General features: G+C 68.2%; 3 protein-coding genes. 2 read left to right on the top strand and 1 reads right to left on the bottom strand.

Annotated elements, in window-relative coordinates:
- Positions 1–380 precede the first annotated feature (380 nt).
- Both ACF073_RS38300 and ACF073_RS38295 read left to right on the top strand, forming a co-directional pair.
- Positions 381–842 carry a hypothetical protein gene (locus ACF073_RS38300; RefSeq protein ID WP_392076120.1) on the top strand — a complete coding sequence of 154 codons (462 nt, stop codon included), beginning with the start codon at positions 381–383 and terminating at the stop codon, positions 840–842.
- The gene (locus ACF073_RS38295) at positions 835–3021 is read left to right on the top strand and encodes an ATP-binding protein (RefSeq protein WP_392076119.1); all 2187 of its coding nucleotides are present in this window, start codon (positions 835–837) and stop codon (positions 3019–3021) included. The genes ACF073_RS38300 and ACF073_RS38295 overlap by 8 nt, the downstream gene beginning before the upstream one ends.
- A gap of 16 nt (positions 3022–3037) precedes the next feature.
- Here ACF073_RS38295 and ACF073_RS38290 read toward each other — a convergent pair whose 3' ends face one another.
- Positions 3038–4720 carry a hypothetical protein gene (locus ACF073_RS38290; RefSeq protein WP_392076118.1) on the bottom strand — a complete coding sequence of 561 codons (1683 nt, stop codon included), beginning with the start codon at positions 4718–4720 and terminating at the stop codon, positions 3038–3040.
- Between the last annotated feature and the right edge of the window lie 189 nt (positions 4721–4909).

The following is a 4909-nucleotide window of genomic DNA, read 5'->3' as shown; positions in this document are numbered from 1 at the left end:
GCCCGCAAATTATCCATTATACCTGAAGATTCGGAGAGGGGTGCATCGACCCTACCCGGTGGGGAAGCATAGCCAGGGGCCTCTTGCGCCATGGAGCTGATCGTACCGGCGACTCAAGCTGGTTTGCGCGCCACCGACGTGCTCCAGTATCTGTCTGGTGCGCTGCTGCCTCTGCTAACCCCTGGCGCCGATTTCTTCATGTAGTCAGCGCTGCAGAGAGGGAGCACGGCGGTCCTCCGGAGGGGTTCTGCGGCCGGCCAGAGGCGACCGAAATGATTGACGGCGATGATTACGCCGACTACCCAACTACCCAAGTCTCCGTGATCTCCCTACGGTGGCTTCAGCGAGTTCACTGTCCTGTGTTGCGGCAAGGGGGATTGATGGAGGCGGAGTTGGCGGCGCTGGCGGCGTCGGGGGCGTCGACGTTGGTCGGGCTGATGGTGTCGGAGACGTGGTCGCAGGCGCGTGAACGGGTGGCACGGTTCTTTGCCCGGGGTGCGGATGAGGAGGCGGTTGCCGAGGAGCTGCGGTTGTCCGAGCAGGAGCTCGTGGCGGCGCGGGCGTCGGCGGACGAACTGGCTGTGTCGGACATCGAGGCCGGATGGCGGCTGAGGCTGCGTCGTGCTCTCCAGGCGGACCCCGGGGCTGCGGAGGAGCTGCGCCTGCTGCTGGCGGAACTTGCGCCGGCAGCGAAAAGTGACGCGGCAGTCACCGTGCACAACAGCGTCAATGGCGGCGTGCAGCACGGGCCCGTGATCCAGGGGCAGCAGTTCTCCAGCCTGACGTTCTACAGCTCGGGTTCTGTCTCTCAGGGGCCCAGCGCGGGGCAGCCAAATGAGTGAGAGTTTCGACGATCGGCGTGCGGGGCCGTACGTCCGGAACGAACTGTCAGGGAGCGTCTCCGGGCCGAGCGTTCAGGCCCAGCAGATTCATGGCGGCATTACGTTCAACGTTCAGGCGCCGCTCCCGTCCGATCCCGCGGTCCGGCCGGATCAAGTGCCCCCTCTGACAATCCGGTTCATCAATCGGTCGGCGGACCTGGCTCTGCTGGACAACTGTGTGAGTGAGGAAGGGAGCGGAGCGGGCAGGGTTGGGTACGGCGTGATCTCAGGGATGCCTGGGGTCGGTAAGACCGCTATCGCCTGCCGCTGGGCGGAGAAGGCCCGGGCGCAGTTCCCGGACGGGCAGATGTACGTCGACTACGCGATGTTGCGCAGCCGGGCGGGGGGTGATGTGTCGGAGGCGGTGGCCATGTGCCTGAGAGCCCTTGGGGTGGACGACGCGTACATCCCGAAGTCCCTGGAGGAGCGGACCTCGCTGTTCCGCTCGAGGACCGCGGACCGGCGCGTCCTGGTGGTTCTCGATGACGTCAACCAGCCCGCTCAGGTCAGGCCCCTCGTGCCCAAGGGGCCGGGGAGCGTAGTGCTCGTCACGAGCAACGGCAAGCTTTCCGAGCTGGCTCTGGACGGGGCACGCCCGGTGTACCTGGACCCGCTCGACATGGACAGCGGCCTGCGGTTGTTGGCCGACCGGTGTGGCGAGGCGGCCGTGGAGGCCGAGCGGCACGCGGCCGAACGGCTCGTCGACTTCTGCGATGGCCTGCCCAAGGCCCTGCACTTGGTGGCTGCCCGCCTGCTGCCCACGGGTGATCTGACCATGAGTGAGCTTGCCGAGGAGCTGGCTGACGAAACCCGCCGCCTGCAGGGGCTGTCGCTGGGAGGGGATCATTCCGTGTCCGCTGTACTCGAGCTGAGCTATCGCGATCTCCCGGCAGATGCCGCGCACCTGTACCGGATCCTGGGGTGGTTCCCCGGCCGCACCTTCGACGCGGGCACGGCCGCGGTCGCCGCGGATATCGACGTATCGACAGCGAGGTCGTTGCTGGCCACCTTGGTGAGGTCGAACCTCCTCGATGTGACAGAGGACCGACGCTACCGCTTCCACGATCTTGTGCGGCTCCATGCCCGGGAGCGCGCCGGCCAACAAGAGCCGCAGCTCGCGCGGCGCGCAGTGGTGGAGCGGGTGGTCACCCATTATCTCGCTCTCACCGCGTTCGCCGACCGCGCGGTGCGCGAAGACCGGCTGCGGATCGCAGACCTGACCGACCTCCTTCGCGGTGCCCCGAACCCCTTCTCAACTGGCGATGGCCCGGCGCCCCTGGAGTGGCTGGACGCCGAGCGTGCCACCATCCTCGCCGTGCTGCGGGAGGCATCGCGACTGGCTCTGCACAAGCACGTGTGGCAGCTGGCGGAAGCTTTCACGGTCCTGTTCCTGCACCGCCGTTACTTGGGGGAGTGGAAGGAGTCCTTGGAGCTGGGCGCGGCCGCGGCTGCCGAGGCCGTGGTGCCGGCGGCGGAGGCACGGCTGCGCAGCTTGCTGTCGCGGCCACTGATGGACCTCGGCCAGTATGATCAGGCGCGCGTGGAGCTGAAGAAGGCCGCTGCTTGTGCGGAGGTGTCGGCCCACACCGCGCTGAACGCGTCCGTGCACGAGTTCTTCGGCCGCTACTGGGACCGCTTCGACGCCGACCGCGCCGTCCAGGCGTACCGGGGCTCCGTCGAACTCAACATCGAGGCCGAAGAGTGGCGCGGGGTAGCCATCGCCACGTACTTCCTGGGCTGCGCACAGGACGCTGCCGGCCAGCACGAGACGGCGCTGACCACTCTGCACAACGCCCATCAGGGGCTCATGGATCGCCACGACAGGCGTATGGCCGCCCGGGTCCTGGCTGCCATCGGTACCGTCCACGAGCATCTGGGTGACACGGATGCGGCGGTGCGTGTGCTGAGCGACGCCGTCCGGGCATTGGAGGAGGAGCAGGCCAGCCACTACGAGGCACAGGCCCGGGTTCGGCTTGCCGACATCATTGAGCGGACCGGCGGTGCTCGCGAAACCGCACGAGAGCACCTCACACGGGCCTGCGCGATCTACGAGGCAGGCGGCAGTCCGGAGGCGGAGATGCTGCGGGACCGCCTGAACCGCATGACCGGAGCGGACGGTGAGGGCGACGGCATTGCCTGACGAGGAAGGGCTTGCCTCATTGCCTGGAGTCGGACGGTAGGTGAGGCCGGAGGCGCAGTCCGACCTCCTCCTCCCACACGTCACCGATCCGCAACGTCATGAACACACCGTCGAGAGGGAGACCAGCACGTAGACAGGTGTAGACAAGTGCCGCCGGCAGACCGGGGTCGATGGTTGGTCCGGTGACCGTCGCCTCCACGATCGGCCCGTCGCGCGTGCCCAGCAGGAAGCTGTTCCCGTTCAGGGGCACGGCGGCGATGAGGCTGCCGGGGAGGTGGTGCAGTGTCTCCCGGATCCAGCCAAGGGCGCTGACCGCGGTACCAGCGGGGCGCCGGCGCACCACTACCGAGGCACTCTCGGTCAGCCGGTGGTCTCGTTCTTCCTCGTCGCACGCCAGGTGCAGAAAAGTGTCAGATGCTTCCTGACGGTCACCGCAAACGGCCGCGGGGTGACGGCGAACGGCAACCATTGAGTACCCGGCCGCAGCCGCGGTGACGGCAGTGGTCACCATCCATGAGGTCACGGTCCCGGCCGGGGGATCGGGGTACGGCAGCGACAGCACCGGCGGTGTGCCGGCGGCCGGCTCCGCCAGTTCGAGCAAGCGATACAGGGCCGCACGGAGTCGAGCGAGCGCCAGCCCCGGTTCCGCGAAAGCGAGATCGGAAATCGCGGGGTAGCTCTCGGGAGTGTGGCCCTGGACGGCGGCCTCGACCTGCCGACGGAGGTCACCTCGCGGATCGAGACGAGGTGCGGTCTGTCCAAGGTGCGCGCCCGCTGTGCCGGGTACCGCGTCACTGCCGAAAGTCGCGAGCAGCACCGGCTTGCCGAGTGCGGCGCCCATGAGTGTCACCGATCCGTGGTCGCCCACGACGACAGACGCTGCGACGAGCGCCGATCGCCAAGCGTGGACGGTCGGCATCAGCAGCAGCCCGGCTTCCAGCGCCGCGGCCTGGAGGGTACGGATCTGCCAGGACCCGTGCGCCGACCACACATTGGGGTGGATGACCGCGGCCACCCGGTATTCGTCATACGGCAGCGCGGCGAGAAGCTCGGCAGGCAGTTGCGGGTACCGGCCGAGCAGCGACGTCGGACCCCAGGTGGAGCTGACCACCACCAGACGCCGGCCGTCGGTGACACCCAGGGCACGCCGATAGGCAGCGGCCTGCGGCAGGCTGACCGTCAGTTCATCGAAGCATGGATCCCCGATGAGCAGTGTGCGGTTCGCAGTCCTGGGGTTGGTGGCGAGCAGCTGCTGTTCCTGATCAGGGTGCGAGATGGCAAGCCAGGCGCGCCCGGACTCGAGCACCGAGTCCGGTACGACGCCGGACAGCCGGGAGCGTGGGGCCCGGGAGTCCGGTACGAGCTTTTGGAAGCCGACGCCGTGCGGCAGTACCAATACGGGGCAGTCGCCTTCCGGTACGTCGATGTTCTCGCTGGCGGACAGGATCAGGTCGGGTGCGATGCTCCCCAGCTGTGACCAGGGCATGATCCGGCAGCCGGCGTCGTGGAGCAGATCGAGAACGCCGTCGTTGAAGGCGGACGTGGGATCGTAGCCGAAGACGACGGTGACCCGGCTGTCCCCACGCAGGAGGGCGGGTAGGCACTCCAGAACGCGTGCGGTCGATGTGACCGTACGCGCGGCCACGACCAGCGTCCTCTCGCCGCGGAAGGTGCTCCACAGATGGGCATCGTCACCCACGGGTACACGAAGATGTGGGCCGCTCCTACCGTTCACGGCCACCTCTGACGACTACCCGCGGTTGCTCTCGGGGGAGTAGTGCTTCACTCGCGGCTCGCGGCTCGCGGCTCGCGGCTCGCGGCTCGCGGCTCGCGGCTCGCGGCTCGCGGCTCGCGGCTCGCGGCTCGCGGCTCGCGGCTCGCGGCTCGG

The sequence above is a fragment of the Streptomyces sp. NPDC015171 genome (genome assembly GCF_043079545.1).
Taxonomy (GTDB): domain Bacteria; phylum Actinomycetota; class Actinomycetes; order Streptomycetales; family Streptomycetaceae; genus Streptomyces.
Note: the sequence above shows the minus strand (reverse complement) of the source record. Positions and strands in the feature narration are given on the sequence as shown.

Excerpts from the sequence above, each read along its gene's own strand:
- ACF073_RS38300 (WP_392076120.1), top strand. The coding sequence starts at position 381 with ATGGAGGCGGAGTTGGCGGCGCTGGCGGCGTCGGGGGCGTCGACGTTG.
- ACF073_RS38295 (WP_392076119.1), top strand. The coding sequence starts at position 835 with ATGAGTGAGAGTTTCGACGATCGGCGTGCGGGGCCGTACGTCCGGAAC.